Origin of the sequence: Oceanobacillus sp. FSL W7-1304 (assembly GCF_037969805.1) — a bacterium.
Classification (GTDB): Bacteria; Bacillota; Bacilli; order Bacillales; family Amphibacillaceae; genus Oceanobacillus; species Oceanobacillus profundus.
The window spans coordinates 2170734-2192919 of the sequence record NZ_CP150211.1 but is presented as its reverse complement, the minus strand read 5'-3'; the positions used below and the strand labels follow the sequence as shown (position 1 = coordinate 2192919).

The following is a 22186-nucleotide window of genomic DNA, read 5'->3' as shown; positions in this document are numbered from 1 at the left end:
CATGAAAATATTAGGGTTAGGTGGATCCATTCATGACTTTTCAGCTTGTATAGTTGTTGATGGGGAAGTTGCTGTTGCTATAGAGGAAGAACGATTGAGTAAAGTAAAAGGCTCCTATCATGATAGATCAACTTTTCGATGTAAAGCTGTTGACTACTGCTTAAAATACTTAGGTATTAACATAGATGATATCGATATTGTAATAGGAAATGACATTATTGAGTCAGATTATTATGTCAAGTTTGCTGATAAAATTAAGTTGATGAATCATCATTTATCACATGCATCTGCCAGTTATTATTTATCGAATTTTGAGAGGAGTGCAATTTTAGTTGTGGACGGAAGAGGTAGTTATACAGATGAGAAAAATCGCATCCGTGAAACGATAAGTTTCTATACGTCTAAAAACTGCCAAATAACTCTAAATAAAAAGGTAGAGGGAATCGAAAGTGATGATTTTGAAATAGTAACTAATTCATTGGGAATGTTTCTTCAATATGTCACCATAGGTATTGGATTTCATGAGATGGATGATAAAAAAACCATGAAGCTAGCTGCCAAAGGAAATGATCGATTTGTTCAGGATTTTTATCAATTTTATTCAATTAGCGAGGGCGAATTTATCCAAGCAAATGAGCAACTGGAAAGCTTAAAAAGGTATATCAAACAGAAGTTAGAAGATGCACATGCAACTAAAATAAGAGATCAAATTAAGGCTGATTTATCGTATGCGATTCAATACCATTTGGAGATCATTGTGCTTGAAATGTGCAATTATCTCTATGAGCGAACAGGTGAAGAAAATCTCTGTCTATCTGGTTCAATATTTGAGAATGCTACTCTTCTATCAAAAATAAAAGAGTTATCTCCGTTTAAACGATATTTCGTATCAACATTTATGGGGGATGCTGGAACTTGTTTGGGTAGTGCATTATATATGTATTATCAAGATAATTCAAAAAAACTATTAACTAATAGGAGTTACTCGCCGTTTCTAGGCCGAAAATATACGCAACAAGACATTAATACTGCACTAGGCGTGTATGATGCAAAGTATGAACATCTCGATAGTTACCCTGAGAAACGCTTAGCTGAATTGCTTGAACAAGGAAATCTAATTGGAATCTTTAATGGGCGAAGTGAATTTGGACGAGCTTCCTTAGGTAGTAGATGTATTTTGGGTAATCCAAGTTTTTTATTAAATAAAGTCAGATTAAATAAAATAAAGAATAGAAAACTGGAAAGTTCGTTTATGGCTTTCATTCTAGATAAAAATTGGTTAGGGATAGATAATAATAATCTATCCTCCCCTTATTTTGTTAACACTTGTTATTTAAACAGCTCAGAAATACCACCACCGTTAAATAACGGTAATTGGTCAACTTATTTTATTACAACAGATCAAAAGGTCAATTCCCTAATTCATAATTTAGTTAATGAATTTTATAACCTCACTGCGTTACCGATGGTTATCAATACTCCATTAAAAATTTCTGGAGCAACTTTAATTGAAACCCCGTTAGATGCTTTAGAATTTTTTTATCAATCTTACTTGGATTATCTTTATATTGATAATTATTTAATTACGAAAAATATGTAAGGATGTTGATATTCAATTTAAATAAAGAAAAACGAGCTCTTTAGCTCGTTTTTCTTTATTTATCGTTTAAAAACTATGGGGTTTAAATACGTATTTGCATAATCTCCTGAATTACGATTCGGGAAGTACGTTTTTATGTGATTAATCCTTTCATCGGTATCAGGATATGCGATTTTAGCTGGGTCTGCAAAGAAAGTGATAGTCATTACTTCCCTATCAAAGCTTTCGTTATTTTGACTGGCTGCGTGAAGAATCCATCCATCATGGAAAGTGGCATCTCCGGCTTTCATTTCACCGTAACTGACGGTTTCCAGATTCTCTCTTACAACTTGTTTAGTAGTCATACTTTTGTATCGGTGAGATTTAGATACAAAGCATAAAGAACCAATAGAACTTGGAATATCAATAAGGGGCATCCACATGGTTATTTTCTTTTCTGGGATTAGTTCCGCCATATAGTTATTATCCTGATGCCACGGGGTAGGTCCACCTCCCGTTTCTTTAATAAAAGATTGGTCTAAATAGAGTCGAACACAATCTACCCCCAATAAATCTGCAGCTATTTTTCCAAACCTACGAGCAGTTACAAACTTTTTGATTCGTTCATCCTTCCTCCACAGGTTAATAGTTTGTAAGAAAGCTTTACCAAAAGTATCACGATCTTCTAGTAATCTAGTTTCCTCATTGTAGTTTATAGCTACTTCATGAATTATTGGTCGATAGAAGGATAGTTCTTCTTTAGTAGCAACACCTTTTAGTAAAGAATGACCAAGAGTAGTGAAATTCAGTATTTGCTGTTTTGTTAATTCGTATTTGCTGTCTAATGAAGGTAATTTGTTGGTATTCAAATTATTACACCTTTCTTTTTACCATTCCCGCGAATATAGAATAGGAGTATAATGACTTGAAGCTTTGTCTCCAGGTTTTTTCGAGGGGAATAGTCTTTTTAAATGATAATTTCTAGCATCTTTAACCTTATTATCTTCTGGATCTATGATAGTTAAATCATCAGCTATATAGATGATGGTTAGTACTTCTCTATAATAGGGAGTTGGGTTTCCCGCAGCATAATGTAGAGTCAAGCCAGAATGAAATGTTGCATCTCCAGGATTCATTGCTCCATATTCAACTAAAGGATATCCTTTTCTGGCAGCTAATAAAACATTTTCAGTAGCTAATTCATGTGAACGCGACACAAATCCCATTGATCCAATTTCTTCTGGAAGGTAATTGAGCGCCATCCACATGGTAATCGTTTTATCTGGATAAGTAGGTAGCATGTAACTACTATCAGTATGCCAGGGAATGGCTTTACCACCTGGTGGTAAAAAAATGGAGGAATCGTGATACAGACGTATACGATCTTCGCCAAGGAGATCAGCAGCAATTTTTGCGAACCTTCTAGCAAAGGTAATTCTTTTTATCACTGGATTTGTTTCCCACATATTCATAACAGATGGAAACGCCTTCTCCACACCATAATGATGGCGATCTTCTTTGGGAACATGATAGAGGTTATTCGATTTAACATGTTGGGCTACGAAGGTTCTATAGACGTTCACTTCTTCCTTTTTCATTACGGAAGGTAAGAAAATGTGTCCATCTCTCTGATAATTTTCAATTTGTTCTTCAGTTAAATTATATAAAGAGTCTAAATTTGGTAGTATCATATGCTTCACCTCAATATTTTAAAGTGTTTTTAAGTTCAGTTGAAGAAAACCGTTTTCTCTTACCTAAACATAAAACCTTCGTTCCAACTATGTGGGCTGTACGATGTTCAGGAATTAGTTTCCCTTTATAATCAATTCCTTTAACAAAATAATTAGGTTTTATCTTTTCAATCATATCTGCTAAATTAAATTCATCAATTTTTACAACGTAATCGACATATTCTAATGCGGAAAGAATGCTTACACGGTCCATAAAGGTAAAAAGGGGAGGCTTTCCTTTAACTTTTGTAAATGATTGATCAGAATTCACTCCAACAATAACAACTCCATTTAATAGTTTTGCTTCTCTTAAATAATCAAGATGGCCAGGGTGGAAGAAATCAAAACATCCCCCAGCTAGGATAATGTTGTGTTGCTTTTTTTTTTGTTCTTTTACGATGTCAACCAATGAATTAACGGTTACAAGTTTACTATTCATTTTAATACCTCAGCTTTTATATTAAATTTACTTGCTAAATAAAGGGATAAATCATGTATAGTATTTCGATGGGGATTATAAATAAAACAAAGAGGTGAAAATTGAAGATTGGTAAATCGGTATGAAAAATTTTTAAACTGCTCTGGAATAATAATTGCGCTAATGTTAAAAGGAGTATTGAAATAGTTATTTGCAGATTGATAGGATAAATTATCGGCTAGAATCTGATGAGAAGATATAACTAACATGGTAGTATCCTTCGGGTCTGTTTCTTCAATATTTGTAACCACACGGATAGTATTAACACCGAGCGCTTTAAGCTCCTTGGTGATAAGATTCTTATAATATCCTTCTAAATTAGCTGTCTCAGACAAGTTTTTTATCCAAATAGTTGACATTAGTATCACAGCCTTAAATTTCTTCTATGTTATATCCAGAGATAGTTTGATCAATAGTAATTCTTTCGGGACTTGAAAATTCAGATTCTAGTAACCTTATTAAATGTTTGAAAACCAATTCACTTGGTATATCGTTTATTTCGTTAGAGGTCGGACAAAGACTATAGTTTTGGCTGAGTACCCTAAAACTAACAAAGGGATTCTGTGGACTTGCAAGGGGTTTGTCCTTCCCCCATATTGTTATAGAAGGAGTTCCGACAACGCCTGCAATATGTCCACAGACACTATCAATACTTACTACAGCATCTAATTTACTTATTACAGTGAATAACTTAGAAATAGGAAGTAAACTTACATCTAAATCGACAAACTCATTTGATATGTGGGGGGATGGAGTTAGGTTGATTAAGGTTATGTGATTCTCTTTACAAAACCTCACCAATTTATTTATATGTTCCTCGTCCCAAGAACGTTGTCCGTCTCCGTTGTCTAATTGAATACCAACTATACTACTTCCTTTACATTTTAGGTACATTAATTGCTCTTCTATTTCAGTAGGTAGTAATGGATATAGTTCTTTAGAAATAAACGGAGAGACGGGCTCTGGAAAACCTAAAGATTTTGTTGCAACATCTAATAGGTGTAAATGGGGAGGATGATCTAGCCTTGTGTTAATAAAGTGCACATCACTATAGAAGTTGGATTTAGTAAGAAATTCATAGATGTAATAGCTATCAAAGTGGGTGTATATTCGACATTCAGGAAATAGGTCTTGTAGTAACTTCAAAGGCTTTCCTCTAGTTATAATATCAACCCTACAGTTTTTTTCTTCTAATTGAATAAACTTTTTTAATTGTTTATAGATGATTGCTACATCTCCATTCCCAAAAAACCAATCTAATAATACTGCCTTTATTTTTACTGGTTGCTTTTCTTTTGTATACTGATAATCGTTTCTAGTGGGGAGAAATACGGGATAAATCGTATGTTTTGATGGGAAAATGGTGTAAGAATAGAAAAAGTCACTATTATATAATGTGTTTATCAATCGGTCATTTAATAGGAAAGAGTCCACCTTTGGATTGATTTCAATTAAAATAGAACATGGATTCTCCAGAAGGTTTTTGTTGCATCCTGAATCGGTATTGTTTTCTCTAAGAAGGTGTTCTATTTTAGTAGGCATGTCAGATTTATCTAGCAAAATGATTTCTAAGTCGTGAAAAATTTTGGACAGTTGAATCGTACAATTCCCCTCAAATATTATGATACTTTTACTGTATATTTCTAACATAGAAATAGCATCAGATATATATTCTTTCTCGATTAAAAAAACATATTTATTACCTCTGCTTTTTAACAAGCTTCTGTTTTGTATTACCTTTTCTCTAAAAAGATCCATATTATTATCTATCCACCTTTATTGAACGATAAGCGGTTTCTAATTCTTCTTTTTCAACAACAGCAGTAAAATCTTTTGAAATAGATATTGCTGCACTTAAATTGGCAAAGATGAATGATTTTAATACAAATCGGTGAGTGATTAATGAATAAACAAACCCCGCTATATAAGAATCACCAGCCCCCACTTCACAAATAACATTTTTAGCACTTGCTGGAATATGAAGAATGTTATTATGATTGACAAAGAAACTTCCGAATTTGTCTGCCTTTAAGAGAATGTAATTAATTTGATAAGACCTGTTTATGTCCCGTGCAATAGTAATTGCCTCGTTTACATGATTAAACTTCTGATTTTGGAGTTTCTCTAGTTCATCAATGTTAGGAAATAAGAAATCAGCATTAGAATAACAAGAATTAGGACGACTACCGGAAGGATCAATAAGAACAAGGATATTTGCTTTCCTTGCTTTATTAATTAATTTTTCTATTATAGCATCGCTGAATGTTCCTTTATTAAGATCAGATATAATAAGATACCCAATTCTGTCTTGTAATTTATCAAATAAAGATATGAGAAATTGATACTCAGATGTTGTTAAATCAGCATATTCCTCGTCGTCGACTCGTAACAGTGCTTTTTTTCGCTCGTCTAGATAACGCATTTTAAGCGGTGTCCTGTTATTGCTTTTGGAAATATAACTTTTGATGCTCGGATCTAATAACGTTTCTAGTTTATTTCCTAACACGTCATTTCCTGCCAAACCATACAAATGGACAGTTATATCTAATCTCGCCAAATTATTAGCAACATTTGCAGCATTTCCTGCTATATATGTTTTTTTTCTAACCATTAACTTATTTATTTTCTCATTTGATGCATAAGACCGTTTGCTTTCAATATAACAATCTAAAACAATATCACCTATAATCAATACTTCTTTTTTTTCGTTGTGTAGTTTATATCCTGGCAAGCGGATTCACCTTCTAAAATGGAATTACATCTATCTTAATATATTTTGTTGAATATATATCTGCTTAAATTGTTTAAATTTCTTTTAGGAGAAGCCGAGTCATATACTTTTTTAGAATGCAAAATTACAAGTACGCAAGCACACCTTTTAATATTTAACATATTTCTTTAGAGACTAACATTGGGACATATAGGAGGAAGTGCGTTGTTTGGTTATCCAATCTAACTAGAGTATTCTATGGGAGGAAGTAACTATGAAAGAATATGACGGCATTAATAAATTAATAGAACGATTGCCAGAAGTAAAGCAATGTAAATCTCAAATAAATCAGGCATATGAATATCTGAAAAATGCATTTATTTCTAAAAATAAGTATTTGATATGTGGCAACGGAGGAAGTAGTGCTGATGCAGACCATATGGTTGCTGAATTAGTCAAATCCTTTTATAGAAAAAGAATTTTATCACAAGAATTGAAACAAAAATTAGAACAACTTGGGGAAAGAGGTATTTACCTGGCTAATCACCTCGAGTCTTCAATACCTGCTTACTCTCTCTCTTCTCAAAGTGCAGCGATGACAGCTATTGCAAATGACCAAGGATACGATTTATCTTTTTCCCAACAAATAATCGGCTATGGAGAGAAGGATGATATCTTAGTTGCATTTACAACTTCCGGAAGGTCTGAAAATGTTATCAATGCAATCCATACAGCTCATGCTCTTGATATGCATATTATTTGTTTTACAGGTAACCATGAGAGTTTTATTGGGGCTAATTTATGTGACGTTATTATAAAAGCCCCGTCAAACGACACATACCGCATACAAGAATATCATCTATCGATATACCATACTTTATGTTTAATTCTGGAAAAAGAACTATTCCAGCAAAAATAAGCCGAGAATTTTGATACAAGCAATATTAAACTCAAAGCTAGATACTATTACAAAGGGCGTGTGATCGATTGGACATTGGCAAACATAAGAAAGAGTTCCATTATAATGGTTATACCATTATAAAGGAAGCTTACTCTAACCAGGAAGTGGAAGAGTTAAAGCGAGAATATGAAAAAGTTTGGCTGGAAAAGGTGGCTAGTGGTGAGATTAAACAAGACCCAACTAAACCCTTGAATAGTCTTTATCCTCGACAAAGGGATACTCATCTAGAGAATAAGGAAATATTAAAATTTGCCTTAAAAGAAAGTGTATTAAATGTTTTAGAGATGTTTATTGATGAGGAAGTTGAACTAATTTCTACTAACTTTTATTACAAGCCGCCGACTATGGAGGGCATCCCATTTCACCAAGATAATTATGGAATTGGCGTTTCACCAGGTACTTGTCATGCAATATGGACCTGCCTGGAAAAAACAGATGAAAATAATGGCGGAATGAGGTTTGTTCCGGAATCTCATAAGCTGGAACTATTAACACCTAAGAAAGTTTACAATGATGAAGCTGACACTTTTGGAGGGTATATTCAAACATTAGAAGTACCTGATGGTTACGATATAATCAGTGTAAATACAGAACCAGGTGACGTTGTAATCTACCATGGACACGCTATTCATGATTCCACAAAGAACAAATCTGCCTCGGATTTTAGAAATTCCATCATTTGTCATTACTGTGGTACAAGTAGCAAAAAATTAACACTCAACTATAACAAAATAATAAATAAAAAAGGAGAAAGAATTCGAAAACGAGTAAATATGTCAAGTTTTAAATAAAAGGAGGAACAGATGAAAAATCTAATATCAAAAGAACAGATTGAGGAGTTTCATAAAAAAGGTTTTATTAATGTTAAAGGAGTTTATAGTGTCCAAGAGGTGAATTCGATAAATAAGCAGTTCCGAAACCATTGGATACAGCTAGTCCAAAACGGTGAAATACATGCCAAAGAAGATAGACCACTTGAGAGTCTTTTTCCAAGAATGAGAGATTATCACCGGAAGAATCCTGTCATTATGAAGCACACGCTCAAATCAGAAGTCTTTGATTTGATGAAAGCTGTTATTGGAGAAGAGCCTCTAGTTATATCAACTAGTTATTACTTTAAGAGCCCAACAACGCGGGAACTCCCATTACATCAAGATAATTACGCTTTCGGGGTATTCCCCGGAACAACATATGCTGCTTGGGTATCGCTCGATTACACTGATGAACAAAATGGGGGGTTACAATTTGTGCGAGGAACTCAGGAAAAAGAATTGGAAGATCCTGAAAAAGACCCAACAAATGTAAGGGAGTATTTTTCGGATAAGGGACAGGAAATTAATGTACCCAAAGGTTCATATGTAGAAAATATCACAACAAATCCAGGAGACGTCGTGATATTCAACGGAAATATCATCCATGGGTCTACTGCAAATGTGACAAAGGATCGATATAGAAGATGCTTATTAACGCATTTTACAGGCGTCAGTGTTGAAAGGTTGGCATTAAACTTTAACAAGCTAGTTAATAGGGAGGGCGAGAAAGTTAGAAGGAGATTCAATAATAATACAAAAATCGCAGAGAAACAGGGCACCATTTTTTCCATTAAAGATGCAGGTTATTTTGATTCTTGGAGATAGGAGATGGTACTTGAGTGTTTTCAACAAAAGGAAGCCTTAGCCATGAATTTAATGAGAATGGTCATATCTTTATCAAAGGTCTAGTTGACAAACAAGAAATTAAACATCTGGAAAAGGAAATAGAACTGGTTCTCGAAGACCTATCCCAAAAAGAATTGTCTGATTCTGAACGCGATGATTTTAGTAAAGGATTTTTGGAGGTAACCAATCTATGGACAAGATCAGAAACCATCCGTAATTTTGTGCACTCACCTTTATTGGCTGAAGTTGCAGCTAAACTATTGGGTGTAGATGGAGTTCGGCTACACTATGATTGTATTCTGTTTAAAAAACCAAAAAGTAATTCTACACCATGGCATCAAGATCAAGTTGCATGGCCTTTGGATACGGATAATACAATCACTTTATGGTTGCCGTTAAATAAAATATCGGAGAAACTTGGTTCCCTAAAATTTATTAATGGCTCCCAAAAATTTGGTGAAATAAGCTTAAGAAAAGCCATTAGAGAGGGACTAAAAGAAATTAATTATGGCTGTCTTGAGATTGGTGATGTTACATTCCACAAGGGATGGACGCTTCATAGTGCTGATTCAAATACCTTTCATGAAACTAGAAAGGCTTTTGCTATAGTCTACTATGCAGATGGGGCGAGGCTTACAAAGCCTAAGCAAAATATTAAGCAGGATTTTTATAAATTTTTCCCTGGGATTGAAATCGGAGGCTATGCAAATAGTAATCTAAACCCACTTTTATACAAAGAGTAATCTCCAATTTCTCCATAATATTAGCTATTTGTTAGTGGTATCTTTTTAGAATTTAATAATAAACAATCCCCCAAAGGAGCTTGAAAATTAAAGATTCTTAGTTACAGATTGTTAACTAATTACTTTCTTAAATTAATTCAAGTTTTAGAAAATCCAAACCATTAATAGTTAATAATGCACTCTGCTTGGGATTATAAAGAACTAGCTTGTGATTTGAATTTTTAGTGTACCTCCGAATGGCCCTTTCTATATCTTCTACTCTTATAATTTGATAGTTAAATTGTTCTAACTGCAACATACGATAACCTCCAATATCTTTTTATTCATTATGGAGGACTAATAAATCCATCGGCTCGGCTTTAATCGTTCTTTTTTACAGGATTCCAATAATCTCGGTATTTTTAGGCGAGTTTTTTTATAACCATTTCATTTAAAATGGTAAAAACTAGAGAAAGGGTGATAGAAATGGAATATTGTTATTCTACTTCGAGTATCAAAACAAAAGACATCCCAGAGCTAATTAATCGCATTTATCTTTTATCAATAGATGTAACAAATGTGACGCAAACGGATAGACAATTAATCGTGACATATGAAGGCGACCAAGAAAAGAGTTTTCATGAGAACTTAAATAGATTAATTATGGAAAAAGACCGGCAGATCCGTAAAAAAGTGATTGATGAAAATAACAAAAACTTAAAGGTTTATGGGGACTTTATCCACCCTGTAAAAGAAGAGGAAGGTATTAGTTATAAAGGAGATATAGCGCTTCTATTTGAGGGAATAAGAAAACAGTTCGACCTATTGGCTCAAAAATATAATGCGACGTATACCAAATACCCAAGTATTATGTCTGAAAAACTCATGAAAAAAACCAATTATGCATTCCATTTTCCGCAAAACACATATAGAGTATTTGAGATAAAGCATCAAAAGGAAAATTTAGAGAAATACCGCCTTTACTCAGAATATAATCTAGATACTGGTGATCTATTTCAATCATCTGACTATTATCTAAGACCCTGCCTATGTTACTTCGCTTATAACGATAGAGAGGACCAATCACTTTCAGATGAACTTGAAGTAGTTTCCAGTTTTGGTCAATGTTTTCGGCATGAGAACAACCATCAAATATCTCCTTATCGATCAAGAGATTTTAATATGTATGAAATTATTTACTTAGGCTGTAAAGAGAAAGTGACTGAAACTAGAGACCATTTGCTAGAGGAAGTAATAAAACTATTTGATCAATTGGGCCTTAAAGGAAAAGTTGAAACAGCGAATGATCCCTTTTTTATGAAAGAAGATAGAAATAAAATAGCTTACCAAAGAGCCGGCGAGAGAAAATATGAGTTGATTTTTTCTCCAAACAAAGAAATAAGTTATTCGGTGGCTTCATTTAATTTATGCGACCATGTAATAACGGAATCTTTTAACATTAGTACTAACAAAGGAGATCTGGCTTACTCAGGATGTACTGCGTTTGGTGTTGAACGATGGGTACAGGCAATTGTGTATACGTATGGAACAAATCGGCAGCAGTGGCCAGAGTGTCTGCAAGAGTTGATCAAACATGGTTAAAAAGCTTCCAATTATTAATAATCCAGGTTTATCAACTGAATGTTATCACAATTGTAGATTAAGTATCTTATTTGCACATACGCAATTTCATTCATGGATACGTAGCCATTTTATTAATTTAAAGGTTCAAAACGAGAATCCTGATCAATTCCCTATGGTACGGATGGAAGAACATCTAGACATTTATTCCGAAATATTATCTGAGGAGTTAATACAAAAGAAAAAATCTTGGATAGAATCTTTTATATCTAACTTAGAGGAAGAGAAATATATATTAGTTTTTTTAAACTGGAGATTAGTTCCTAGCTCTAAATATTTTATGAAAGAAGATATCATTCATGAAGCAATTATTTATGGCTACGATGATAAGAAAAAAATCTTCAGTGGAATGGGATTTGATGTAAATGGCAAAACATTTGGAGAGTTTGAAATCCCATTCTCGGAATTAGATACTTTAGTAGAGAATACGATTGAACATCATTTATATAAAGAGAAATGGTTCACTTTTTATGGATTTCCTGCTGTTTCCCTCCATATCAATTATTACCCAGACAAAGTAGTAGATAGAACTAAGCTATTCTTTGCTTTAGACCGTTCTACACAATTTGATGACAACGTTTTAAAAAAGGGTTCTTTTGCAAATGGGCATTACGTTTATCTTTACCTTTTCAATTATTTTAGAGAAATAATGACGTCTCAGTATCGTTTATCTCCGAAAGAGTATGGATTATGGAATATTATTCAATACAAACTCTTACAACACAAAAAGCTTAATATAGCGACTGCTCAACAGCTATTACACGAAAACAGAAGCGATTGTGGAGATATTATAAAAATATTAAATTTATATGATGATTCAAAAAGAGAATTAACTAACCTCCGGAGGTTATCACTTAAGTATCAACAACAAAGTCAAAAACAAATTATTGATGCACTTTGCCAAGGGTATTACAAAGTATATGAAATAGAAAAAAGAATTCATGCGTTATTTAAAAATTGGCTGGTACAAAGCAAGATAAACGAGGTTCTATTAGCGAAAAAATAGATTTTATTTATTTAATAAACCAATTCTTTATGGAAGGATAGATATTATAATGACTCACAATGAAGAGATAGTTATGAAGTGTTTAAAAAACGTTCTTCACAATGTTGCCTTTACAAAAGAAGATAATTTACATGAATTAGGGATAGACTCCATGACTTTTATTCGACTTGTAGTTGAAATAGAAGATGAATTTGATATAGAGATTGATGATGAAGAGATCATTTTAGATAACTTTAAATCGTTCTCAACGATTGTCGAGCTAGTGGAGAGAAATCTAAATGATAAATAATAAAAAAAGTTTTTACGATTTTATTTCAGTACCTAGAGTTGTAGATTGGAGGTTTCCCGATAAAGACGGTTTTTGTAATCGCACCTTAGATTGTAAACAGCTATGTATAAAAGAGGTTTTAAACTGGAAAGGGGAAACAGAACTAATAAAGGTTTTTTTAAATCCTTTCGACTGTTCTCACCATGATCTTCAATTACGGCGGTCTGATCCTACATTAAACATGGGATATGTTATTCAAACAATTAATGCTATTTCACCTGAACAAGTAAAAAAGTTGATAATACAGCATATTAATTACCATGGATATTGTCTGCTATTCTATAAATCATATAACACAGAATATTCAGGTTACTACCAAAGGTATGATATTGTACACTGGTCTCTAATCGTTGATGCGGATGAAAAGGGGATAACTATTATAGATGAGGCAGGTGATCCTAAGTATTTCGAAGGGCAACGAGGTAGAATTCCCTGGACAGACTTTTTAAATAATTGGAAGAAAGACCAATACCATGGTCTAGGTGAGATTCATTTAAGTCAGAACGAGAACCTGGAATGGGAGAATGAATTTTTTTACATTGTAAAAGAATCAGTCACTAATATGATCAATTTAAATGGATTGAATCAGTTAAAAGATTATATTTGTAGAATTAAAGACACACCATCTTCTCAGTTGGTTTCTATATTAGAAACCTTAGAGTTTGATGTACATTATTATAGGCGATTAAGAGAATTATGGTTACTTGCAGTAAATAAAAAAGTGATCCCCCAAAGGTTTTTGGATCCATCATGGGTAGAGGAGCTATTCTATTTGTGTAAATGTTGGTCGCTAATTATGGGTGTTCTTATGAAATGGAAAAGACAACCAGATAAAGATTACAAGCAAAAATTAGTAGATTTCTTAGAGCAGACTTTGGAAAATGAAAGAAAATTTTTCACAGCTCTTAAAGACGTAGTTGGAGCATAAAGATGGATGATGTTGCACAAGTCGTTCTATACAATTCCTTAAATATAAATAAAAGAGAAAAAATATATATATTATCCACTGGGGAGTCTCCATTAGTAGATAGTTTGATAAAGCGGTTAACTATAATCGGGGCCTATGCTTATGTGAAGCAAATAAAAATTAGTGAGTTAAAATCACTCATCAACTATGGAAACTCCTCATTCTTTAGAAATCTACTTAAACATGAATTGAAAATGCTTCATGAAATGGATGCTTTTATTGGTGTTACCCATGATATAAATACTTTTGAGATGAATGAAATCGATAATAAAAACCATCAATCGTATTATAAGTATTTTTACGAACCGATTATGAAATATGCACAACAAACAAATAGATGGATACTTATACATGCGCCATCTATTGCTTTATCACAACTAAGTAAACAGTCAAGTAAAGAGGTAAATCGTGTATTTGAAGATTCGATTATCAAGTTTGATTATAAAAGATTTTATAAAAGAGCGGTTGACATAATGAAACTTTTAGAAAACACGAACGAAGTAAAAATTATTGCACCAAACACCAACTTGAAATTTTCAATACAGGGTATTGATTCTGATTATTGTGATGGCAAACATAATTTGCCTGGTGGCGAGGTCTTTACAGCTCCCAATTTATCGACCGTACATGGCTATATTAATTTTAATGTTCCTTTTAACTCCTTTGGAGTAAATTTTGACTTTGTAACATTAGAGTATACAAATGGTGAACTGACTTACTTTAATACTAGTAATAATAAACGATTCAAGGAAATATTAGATTCTGATCATGGAGCAAACTACTTCGGTGAATTTGGCATAGGGTTAAATCCTTATATCATAAAGCCTTTTACTACTTCTGCATACGATGAAAAGATGTTAGGAAGTATCCACCTTGCATTAGGGCAGTCTTATAAAAGTGCTTATAACTATAATGATTCTACAGTTCATATGGATTTAGTACTTTCATTATTAGAGAGGGATGGAGGTGGAGAAATCTATTTTGATAATTCGCTAATTATGAAAGACGGAGTCTTTATAAAGTAACGAGATGAAAATGTAAAATTAGGTGGGACTTTAAATGGTTAAGGTGTTAATAAGTAGTCAACGGTTATTAGGTCACTTTTTACCAGCATTAAATATAGGGCTTGCCTTACAAGAGCAAGGATATAATGTTACTCTTTTGGGTCACGAACAAAATGAGAATTATGTAAGAGGAACAGGGATAACATTTGTGAAAGTCGGTTGGGATAAAATTCCTAATCTATTTTTAGACGAATTTTATAATGAGATATTAGCAAAAATTAATCCACATTATTATGATTTATTCTTTTGCGATTCCACTCAGCCACCACCAGCATACATTGCTGAAAGGTACAAAATACCATGGATAAGTTTTCAAACTACCGTTCCTTTTCCGTTTGATTTGATTCCAGGTAATCCTATAGTGAATAAACGATTTCAAGTTAACTACGAAAAAAATTTAAATCATCTGCGTTCAATTATTCATCTTCCGAATCTATCAAAAGGGTCTGTTCGTTCAAGAGGAGATCTAGCAGGTATTTCTCCTTATAAACATCTAGTGTTTGTATACCCAGAACTACTAAATAATAAAATACAGTTACCTAAAAACACGTTACTCGTTGGAAATCTGAACAATCAAGTGGAGCAAAATAATAAAAGTAAGTATCAATTTGGTTTGAGTCCTTCCAAAACTAAAATACTAGTTTGTACATCTTCAATCCCAAGAATTGAATATCGAGAAGTAATGAACCGTTATATAGAATTAGTTATTGATGCATATGGAAATGACAATTCATATGAGGTTATCATTTCCGACCAAAGAAGTTGGTGGGGGAAAGAACTACCTTCAAACATTTATTGGATAAAAGATGTACCAATACATGATTACTTGTTGCCACAAGTTAATTATGTTGTAACCCATGGTGGATGTGGTACGCTGCAAAATGTAATCAAATACGGGAAACCTATGATTATTATACCACTAGGTGATGATCATGAAATTTGGGCAGATTTATGTAATCAACTTGGAATATCGGAAACGATCTTACCAAGTCAACTAAATAAAAAAAATTTGCTCAATAAAATGTATTGTATAGCTAAATCTATGAACACATCTAGAAATCTACAAAAAACAGTACTTTCTTACAATCCTACAAAGCATACCGTAGAAATCATTCGAAATTTTTTAGGAGGAGACACATGAATAAAGAGGAATTTATAGAAGTTGCGAAAGAAATAGTAGAAAGTGATAAGTTAGAACTTGAAAGCTCGTTTAAAGAACTTGGAATGGATTCAACGCATGTAATTGAGCTTCTGATTGAATATGAAATAGAGTACAACATCGATATACTTGATGATAATTTAAATCTGGACGATATAAAAACGCTTGGTGATGCTTATGATTATATTTCAAAATTAGTATCAACCAAATAAGGAGGGAGTCCCTTGGTTGCATTCTTATCAAAAGAAGATTTGGATTTTTTTAAAAACGAAGGTTACTTCATTATTAGAAACGTATATAAATCTGAAGAAATGACCAAAATCAAACAGGTATTTAAGAAATTATGGTTAGAAAAATTCTTAAATGATGAAATCATAGTTGATGCAAAGCTGCCAATGGAGAGTTTATTTCCAACCATGCATGAAGTGCAGAATCAAAATGACATGATGAAAAAGTTCATGATAGATAATAGAAACTTCGAAATAGCAAAAGAGCTGTTAGGAGAAGAACCCTTAGTTATCGGAACTACATGTTTTTTTAAAGGGCCACAAACCAAGGCATTGCCATTCCATCAAGATAACATAGATAACGGGTGTATACCTTCGAACAATGTGGCTTTATGGATCAGTCTTGAGGAAACAAATAAAGATAACGGTAGTCTATGTTTTATTCCAAAATCGCATAAATTTGGGCTTTTTTCTATTAATCTATCTTCCGCACACCCTTATGGTGTTTTAACAACTGCCATCAATGAGGATAATCCTAATCTACCTGAAGATATGCAAATTGTCCATATAGAAACACAGCCAGGTGATGTGGTCGTATTTGATGGCAATACAATTCATGGTTCTAATGGGAATAATACTTTAAACAAATTTCGAAGGTCGTTTGCTATTCATTTCACAACAAGTGATGTAGAGAAAGTATTTTCGAACTTTAATAATTTATATGATAGAAAGGGAAACATCGTTAAGAAAAAAGTTAATAAAGATCACGGACTTATCCGAGATTTACTATTACCCGCTGGTGAAGTCAATAAAGGAGAAAAGATATATTAAATGGGGTCCTTAAATGGAATTTTTTCATGATATTGAACAGCAATTAAACAAATATAGTAAAAATGATATAAAGGGAAAGTTAGATTATTTAATCAATGAAAATTATCATCTATTAACTTTAAAAAATGATCTAACTCCAAAAGATTACTTTTTTTTCATTAGTAAGCTTTCAACTATATGCCACAATACAGCATTGTGCTTTGCAATGCACTTATACACGTTATGGGGTTTGAATTTAATTAAGAATAAATACAAGCTAGCAGTAAAGTATATTAATGCTGTAAAAGAAGAGGGCTACTTATTAGCCTCCTTAAATGAACCAGGGATTTATTTTGTATCACCTTATACCTTTAAGGAGAATGATTTTAATATTATAGCCAAGGCAGTGGATGGAGGATATATCTTAACAGGCGTAAAACCCTTTGTATCGATGGAGCCATCTGTCAATTATCTGCCTGTTTATTGTAGAATTGAAAAATACAATGGGAAAGACCTTGGGATATTTCTTGCTATTGTATCCAAAAATGACTTAGGAATCCAAGTTATCAATAATTGGGATTCTATTGCAATGGAGTATACACAAAGCAATAGTATCGTACTTGATAATGTTTTTGTTTCAAACAACGATATAGTTATACTGCCTAAAAATTCGGCTGAGGAAACAGATCTGTTTGGTTATTTATTTCGATTAAGTATTTGTGGAGTGTATTATGGAATGGCTGAGGGGGCTTTAGCGTATGTAAAGGAGCAAGCAACGAACCAAAAAATTCCCCACATGAATAAGCCACTGTCTTTCTTACCTGGAGCGCAATATAGTGTCGCTCAAATGATTATCTTCCTAGAAACTAGCTACTCCCAAATAATTCATTACTGTGATGCCCTTAAGAAATTTTTTGAATCCCCAACTGACTATAATACAAAAAAAGAAATAAAGAAAATCAGTTTAGTCACTAAGGAGTATACGACCAAGTCAGCGAAAGAGATTGTCGACATTGGTTTAAAAGTAGTAGGGATAAAATCTCTTTCAAAGAGCAATTATTTATCCGAACTCTATAAGGATGTTGTGGCTGGACTTTATCATCCTCCACAACACGATGTTCTGTATGAACTTGTTGCAAAAGACTTTTTTGGTATCATAACATTGAAAAACCGTTGGTAGGTGAATTAAGTGAAAATTTTAGGACTAGGAGGTTCAGGGCATAGCTTTTCTGCATGTATCATTGAGAATGGAAAAATTATTTCAGCTATTGAAGAGGAGCGGCTGAATAGAATAAAACACTCATTATTTACACGGGATACATCAAATATAAAACTTGCCAGGAACAAAGCAGCTAACTATTGTCTTCAATCGTCTGGTTATCACATAAATGAGATTGATATTATTACGTCAAACGACATTATAGACCCGCGTTATACTGCAAAATTTCACGACAAAACAATATTCTTCAATCATCATCTAACGCACGCAAGTAGCGCTTATTTTACTTCTCCCTTTAAGGATGCCGCTATACTTGTCGTAGATGGGAATGGAAGTTACTTTGGAGAAAATAATAATAAATATGAAACGATAACATTATACACTGGGAAAGAAAATAAAATTCATAAATTATCTTCAACTTACGGAACAACAGACACCAATGAGAGTTTTGAATTCCATCCTCATAACTCGATAGGTGGTTTTTACCGAGCTGTTACGGAAGGGATTGGTTTTCATTTCCTTCAAGATGGAAAAACAATGGGGCTATCATCCTATGGCTGTGAAAAATACGTAAAATTATTTTACAAATTCTATCATCTTGATAAAGGATATTTTTTGCAGTCCAGAAGTGATTTAAATCGATTAAAGAACTTTATTAAAGAGGAATTGGCCACTACTGATCAACCTTTACAGACGAAAGCCGACTTTGCTTTTGCTGTACAGTATCATACAGAAGAAATATTAATTAAGCTAGCTTGTCGGTTATATGAGCAAACTAGATCTCCAAATCTATGCTTTTCAGGCGGTGTAGCATTAAATAGTGTGGCGAACACAAGACTTTTGAATGAAACCCCATTTGAGAATATATATATTTTCCCTGTTTCAAGCGATTCAGGTTGTTCAATTGGCAGTGCACTTTACTTATATTATTCAAAGTTAGGGAATATATGGGAACCTGCTAAAACCCCTTTTTCTCCCTTTCTTGGAAAAGAGTATTCGAAAGATGACATTCAACATGCCATAAAATTATTTCAGGATCAAATCAGTGTTAATTATACGGAAGATATCGATCAAATAACTTCAAGGAAACTATCAGAAGGAAATATCGTAGGCTGGTTTCAAGGGAGATCAGAAATTGGACCACGAGCTCTTGGTAATCGAAGCATTTTGGCCGACCCGAGGCAAATAAAGAATAGATACAAACTTAATCTGCTGATTAAAAAAAGAGAGGTATTTAGACCCTTTGCCCCCGCTGTAATGGCTGAATATCAAGATCAATACTTTGATAGCAACGTGCATTCTCCTTATATGTTAAATGTATTTCCAATTAAAAAAGAAAAGGTAAATCAATTACCTGCGGTCTCCCATGTTGATAAGACCGCACGAGTACAAACAGTAATAAAGTCAATACATCCAAAGTTTTACAATCTTTTAAATAGCTTCTACTCCATTACCCAAATACCAGTCTTACTAAATACATCTTTTAACACTAACGGTCAGCCTATTATTGAAACTCCAGCAGAGGCGATTAAAAGTTTTTTAGAGCTAAATTTAGATTACTTAGTAATTGACAAATTTGTTATTAAAAAAAGAGAGAGAAGGGACTGAGCATATGGGATTATTATTTGAAAATAACATATGTTGTACATTTATACATTTCGATAATCTTGAAAAGGCAAGTAATTGGTACGAAAAAACTTTGGGATTCTCTGTTAGAAAGAAAGATTTACCAAAAGGATTTGTGGAACTCCATATGGAGGGTGTAAACCTTACACTCTTAACTTGGAGATCAACTGAAAAAGTGCGCCCAAAACACCCGGTATTTACCTTTTATAGTTTAGATATTGAAGCGTCTCATCGGAAATTAAAAGATAAGGGAGTAAAGGTATACGATTTTAGCAATGCTGGTTCTGTTTCTGGGTTCTTGTTTGAAGATTTAGAAGGAAATATACTGATGGTTTGTAGCTAAAATGTTTACAGTTGGCAAACTTTAAAATTTAATAGGGGAGCATTTTATTGTGTATAAAATAATAAACCTGCACTATTGGTTTAATAACAAAGGTTTTACAAACGAAGATGATTTAGAGAAAGGAGAGCTTAGTTTAAGCTTTTCATCTTTGCCTCAAAAATTAATTAATTTTAATAAAAATATTATCTATAAAGGTATTCCATTTAAATTCTCGCAGAATAATTCAGGTGACAATGTGGAAATGACTGGACAGAGGATATATTTTGGGGAAACATGGGACATCCAAAAAATCCATGTTTTGGGTACTTCAAACAATGGTTCCTTTTGTGAAGAGGTACATATTTATAACGATTTCAAACCTCTTGCCAGTAAGTCTATTTGTTTCTCTGATTTTATTCAACCATTTCCACAATTTGATGAAGAAATTGTGATTAAGTTTCCTTATACCCATACACAAAATGGAATAAATGATAATTTTTTTCCAATTATTTGGTATACATCTATCGATTTTGATAAGCCAATACAGGCAAATAATTTGTTGTTTGAGGATAACCCTTCTATGCATATTTTTTGTATGACAATTGAGGTGAAGATAAATGAGTAGTAGCTTGATAAAAGATCATTCATTGAATTGTTTTCAAACAGTTATAACATCATTAGCAATACAACAAGGAATCCCTAAGGAAGAAATATGGTATCAATGCGGGCTATACTTTGATATTAAGGATGGTATTAATTTTTTGCTGGATCCCAAATATAAAACAATACACTCTCAGTTTAAAAATGATATTAATTTTTATTCCCAAGACTATGCTTTATTAGACAAATGCATAGAAAGCGTAGATAAACTTCTTGTATCGCATGGTCCAGTTGCACTAACAGTAGATGCGTTTGAATTAGACTATACTGTTTCCTATAAAAATCTTAACTTAGATCATTTTATAGAAGTGTATGAAAAAGAAGGAGAAGCATATAAGATTTTTGACCATTATTATCATTTTGAAGGGAAGATAACAAGAGAAAACTTAGTTAAAGCGATGGAATCTTATCAAGCTAATTTTAATAATGCCATTCTTCAACTATATTTTATTAAAGCTAAAGCGAATTTTAAAGGGTTGACACAAAAAGAAATTCTTTTAATCGTTGCTGAAAATTATAACGCGATGCTTGGGATTCGGACAATAAAAAATAAAGATTTAAAAGGATACTTTGGAATACAGGGCTTACCGCCGTTAAAAGATAGACTACTATTAACAATTAGAGATGGTGATAATAAAGAGTACGAGCAATTTGAAGATGAAATAGGTCACTGGTTTAACAGTCTTAAAGACTTTTCTAATTCACGTCTAAATTTTTATAGATTACTTGAGAAACACATTCCAAGTCATGACACCTCTTTTTTGATAACTGCCTCTCATAGTTGGTCTTCATTAAGCAATATGTTATTAAAAGGTCTGCACACAAACAAATTAACCCAAATGTATGAAAGAATTGAAAAGAAATTTAATAAAATAATTCAATGTGAACATGATAATCTAGTCAGATTAAGCACCTTAATAGTAGATTTAGAACGGAATTTAAATGAATAATAGGGATTTAAAAGTGCATGAAATGGAAGGTTTTTATACGAACACCTATTATGTGCAATTTTCCAAGAGTAAATTGGTGAATATCCTTTTATAATGATGACAATCGTAAGGGAGGTGTCATTATGCCAGCAGCTAAAATGAGAGTATAAGCGTTTGATGCATGGAAGCACCCGAGTACCTAATTTAGGTATTTGGTTGCTTCTTTATATCCTGACTTATTCAAGATACGAGAAAATGCAATCATGGACAAAATGTTTTTCTCTTATGATAAAGGAAATAACTTTAGAAGTGTATATGAGATATATTTCTTTTATCTTAACTCATAATTATGAAACGGTAGGTTTATAAATAAATGCTCATTATGAGCAA

25 protein-coding genes are annotated in these 22186 nt (G+C 32.9%); 18 read left to right on the top strand and 7 right to left on the bottom strand.

Going from position 1 to position 22186, the window contains the following annotated elements; all coding sequences use genetic code 11:
• Position 1 precedes the first annotated feature (1 nt).
• Positions 2–1600 (top strand): carbamoyltransferase N-terminal domain-containing protein, encoded by a 1599-nt coding sequence (locus NYE61_RS11110; RefSeq protein ID WP_095312227.1) that lies wholly within the window; start codon positions 2–4, stop codon positions 1598–1600.
• A 59-nt stretch (positions 1601–1659) separates the two neighbouring features.
• Here the strand turns inward: NYE61_RS11110 and NYE61_RS11105 are convergent, their stop codons facing one another.
• From NYE61_RS11105 to NYE61_RS11080, 6 genes are read right to left on the bottom strand one after another with little or no spacing between them, the layout of a single operon-like run.
• Positions 1660–2448 carry a phytanoyl-CoA dioxygenase family protein gene (locus NYE61_RS11105; RefSeq protein WP_095312231.1) on the bottom strand — a complete coding sequence of 263 codons (789 nt, stop codon included), beginning with the start codon at positions 2446–2448 and terminating at the stop codon, positions 1660–1662.
• 18 nt (positions 2449–2466) lie between these two features.
• Positions 2467–3270: a phytanoyl-CoA dioxygenase family protein gene (locus NYE61_RS11100; protein ID WP_095312235.1), complete on the bottom strand. Its 804-nt coding sequence runs from the start codon at positions 3268–3270 to the stop codon at positions 2467–2469.
• A gap of 10 nt (positions 3271–3280) precedes the next feature.
• Positions 3281–3748 carry an adenylyltransferase/cytidyltransferase family protein gene (locus tag NYE61_RS11095; protein ID WP_095312238.1) on the bottom strand — a complete coding sequence of 156 codons (468 nt, stop codon included), beginning with the start codon at positions 3746–3748 and terminating at the stop codon, positions 3281–3283.
• A complete protein-coding gene (locus NYE61_RS11090) occupies positions 3745–4146 on the bottom strand; it encodes a hypothetical protein (protein WP_095312241.1) in 402 nt (133 codons plus the stop codon). Before NYE61_RS11090 ends, NYE61_RS11095 begins: the two co-directional genes overlap by 4 nt.
• Before the next feature lie 13 nt (positions 4147–4159).
• Positions 4160–5545 carry a glycosyltransferase family 9 protein gene (locus NYE61_RS11085; RefSeq protein WP_339315462.1) on the bottom strand — a complete coding sequence of 462 codons (1386 nt, stop codon included), beginning with the start codon at positions 5543–5545 and terminating at the stop codon, positions 4160–4162.
• A 4-nt stretch (positions 5546–5549) separates the two neighbouring features.
• On the bottom strand, positions 5550–6518 hold the full coding sequence (locus NYE61_RS11080; RefSeq protein ID WP_251661016.1) for a PfkB family carbohydrate kinase: 969 nt from the start codon (positions 6516–6518) through the stop codon (positions 5550–5552).
• A 253-nt stretch (positions 6519–6771) separates the two neighbouring features.
• Here NYE61_RS11080 and NYE61_RS11075 point away from each other — a divergent pair, with 253 nt between their 5' ends.
• From NYE61_RS11075 to NYE61_RS11060, 4 genes are all read left to right on the top strand, one after another.
• Positions 6772–7416: an SIS domain-containing protein gene (locus tag NYE61_RS11075; protein WP_095312251.1), complete on the top strand. Its 645-nt coding sequence runs from the start codon at positions 6772–6774 to the stop codon at positions 7414–7416.
• A gap of 68 nt (positions 7417–7484) precedes the next feature.
• Positions 7485–8249 (top strand): phytanoyl-CoA dioxygenase family protein, encoded by a 765-nt coding sequence (locus NYE61_RS11070; protein ID WP_095312254.1) that lies wholly within the window; start codon positions 7485–7487, stop codon positions 8247–8249.
• A 12-nt stretch (positions 8250–8261) separates the two neighbouring features.
• Complete coding sequence (locus tag NYE61_RS11065; RefSeq protein ID WP_095312257.1) at positions 8262–9095, top strand: phytanoyl-CoA dioxygenase family protein; 834 nt, start codon at positions 8262–8264, stop codon at positions 9093–9095.
• Between the two features lie 14 nt (positions 9096–9109).
• The gene (locus NYE61_RS11060) at positions 9110–9859 is read left to right on the top strand and encodes a phytanoyl-CoA dioxygenase family protein (protein WP_339315458.1); all 750 of its coding nucleotides are present in this window, start codon (positions 9110–9112) and stop codon (positions 9857–9859) included.
• 127 nt (positions 9860–9986) lie between these two features.
• Here the strand turns inward: NYE61_RS11060 and NYE61_RS11055 are convergent, their stop codons facing one another.
• Positions 9987–10157: a hypothetical protein gene (locus NYE61_RS11055; protein ID WP_251661012.1), complete on the bottom strand. Its 171-nt coding sequence runs from the start codon at positions 10155–10157 to the stop codon at positions 9987–9989.
• 137 nt (positions 10158–10294) lie between these two features.
• On the opposite strand from NYE61_RS11055, the gene NYE61_RS11050 reads away from it, so the two are divergent.
• From NYE61_RS11050 to NYE61_RS10990, 13 genes are all read left to right on the top strand, one after another.
• Complete coding sequence (locus NYE61_RS11050) at positions 10295–11440, top strand: aminoacyl--tRNA ligase-related protein (protein ID WP_303448322.1); 1146 nt, start codon at positions 10295–10297, stop codon at positions 11438–11440.
• Positions 11433–12485 (top strand): hypothetical protein, encoded by a 1053-nt coding sequence (locus NYE61_RS11045; protein ID WP_095312267.1) that lies wholly within the window; start codon positions 11433–11435, stop codon positions 12483–12485. Before NYE61_RS11050 ends, NYE61_RS11045 begins: the two co-directional genes overlap by 8 nt.
• A gap of 73 nt (positions 12486–12558) precedes the next feature.
• Entirely contained in the window at positions 12559–12774 is a 216-nt protein-coding gene (locus tag NYE61_RS11040; protein ID WP_158586230.1) for a phosphopantetheine-binding protein, read from the top strand.
• Positions 12764–13741, top strand: coding sequence for a hypothetical protein (locus NYE61_RS11035; protein ID WP_303448323.1), 978 nt, complete (start codon positions 12764–12766; stop codon positions 13739–13741). The genes NYE61_RS11040 and NYE61_RS11035 overlap by 11 nt, the downstream gene beginning before the upstream one ends.
• Positions 13742–13743: 2 nt before the next feature.
• Complete coding sequence (locus tag NYE61_RS11030; protein ID WP_095312275.1) at positions 13744–14805, top strand: aminopeptidase; 1062 nt, start codon at positions 13744–13746, stop codon at positions 14803–14805.
• Between the two features lie 34 nt (positions 14806–14839).
• The gene (locus tag NYE61_RS11025; protein ID WP_303448324.1) at positions 14840–15985 is read left to right on the top strand and encodes a glycosyltransferase; all 1146 of its coding nucleotides are present in this window, start codon (positions 14840–14842) and stop codon (positions 15983–15985) included.
• A complete protein-coding gene (locus tag NYE61_RS11020) occupies positions 15982–16215 on the top strand; it encodes a phosphopantetheine-binding protein (RefSeq protein WP_095312281.1) in 234 nt (77 codons plus the stop codon). The genes NYE61_RS11025 and NYE61_RS11020 overlap by 4 nt, the downstream gene beginning before the upstream one ends.
• Before the next feature lie 12 nt (positions 16216–16227).
• The gene (locus NYE61_RS11015) at positions 16228–17061 is read left to right on the top strand and encodes a phytanoyl-CoA dioxygenase family protein (RefSeq protein ID WP_095312284.1); all 834 of its coding nucleotides are present in this window, start codon (positions 16228–16230) and stop codon (positions 17059–17061) included.
• 13 nt (positions 17062–17074) lie between these two features.
• Positions 17075–18220 carry an acyl-CoA dehydrogenase family protein gene (locus NYE61_RS11010; RefSeq protein ID WP_095312287.1) on the top strand — a complete coding sequence of 382 codons (1146 nt, stop codon included), beginning with the start codon at positions 17075–17077 and terminating at the stop codon, positions 18218–18220.
• Between the two features lie 9 nt (positions 18221–18229).
• Positions 18230–19867 carry a carbamoyltransferase C-terminal domain-containing protein gene (locus NYE61_RS11005; RefSeq protein WP_303448325.1) on the top strand — a complete coding sequence of 546 codons (1638 nt, stop codon included), beginning with the start codon at positions 18230–18232 and terminating at the stop codon, positions 19865–19867.
• Between the two features lie 4 nt (positions 19868–19871).
• Positions 19872–20228, top strand: coding sequence for a VOC family protein (locus tag NYE61_RS11000; protein WP_095312293.1), 357 nt, complete (start codon positions 19872–19874; stop codon positions 20226–20228).
• A gap of 49 nt (positions 20229–20277) precedes the next feature.
• Positions 20278–20832 (top strand): hypothetical protein, encoded by a 555-nt coding sequence (locus NYE61_RS10995; protein WP_303448326.1) that lies wholly within the window; start codon positions 20278–20280, stop codon positions 20830–20832.
• Positions 20825–21817 (top strand): hypothetical protein, encoded by a 993-nt coding sequence (locus tag NYE61_RS10990; RefSeq protein ID WP_118889183.1) that lies wholly within the window; start codon positions 20825–20827, stop codon positions 21815–21817. Before NYE61_RS10995 ends, NYE61_RS10990 begins: the two co-directional genes overlap by 8 nt.
• Positions 21818–22186: the final 369 nt, after the last annotated feature.